We start from the raw sequence: 420 nt of genomic DNA, 5'->3' as shown, positions 1-420 counted from the left end.
GCAGCCCATCCGCCAGGCCAGACCCTCCCGGCCGAGCACCCGGGCCCTCCGGTCCACATCCGTCGCCGTGCTCACCCGGGCCGCATCCACCGTCCGACCGATCGCCTCCACGGTACTCAGCGCCGTCACCGCTTCTGTATCGCTGAGCAGCCCCACCGGGATCGCCGCCAGGGCATCGGCGAGAACCGCCTGCGCCTCGGCGAGCCGGGCGACAGCATCCGCATGCACCGACGGCACCGACGGAACCGAACCGGCCAACCCATCAGCGCCCTCGAACCCCTCGGCAACCGCGACCGAATGGGCCGACTCGACGCCTGCGATGGGCTGGTCACCCGCGACCCCGGAACCGGGTGTCTGCGGGGTGTGTGACTGGGGATCGGAAGCTCCTGCCATACCCCGATTCTACCCCGAATCGAACAC

The 420-nt window shown here is 70.7% G+C and carries 1 protein-coding gene; it reads right to left on the bottom strand.

Going from position 1 to position 420, the window contains the following annotated elements; all coding sequences use genetic code 11:
- Positions 1 to 393 (bottom strand): hypothetical protein (locus QN345_RS19840; protein WP_323509217.1); only part of this gene is annotated, 393 nt, incomplete at its 3' end.
- Between the last annotated feature and the right edge of the window lie 27 nt (positions 394 to 420).

The organism is Cryobacterium sp. 10I1 (assembly GCF_035019805.1).
Classification (GTDB): domain Bacteria; phylum Actinomycetota; class Actinomycetes; order Actinomycetales; family Microbacteriaceae; genus Cryobacterium; species Cryobacterium glucosi.
The sequence above is the reverse complement of the archived record's forward strand: the minus strand, read 5'-3'. Positions and strand labels throughout refer to the sequence as shown.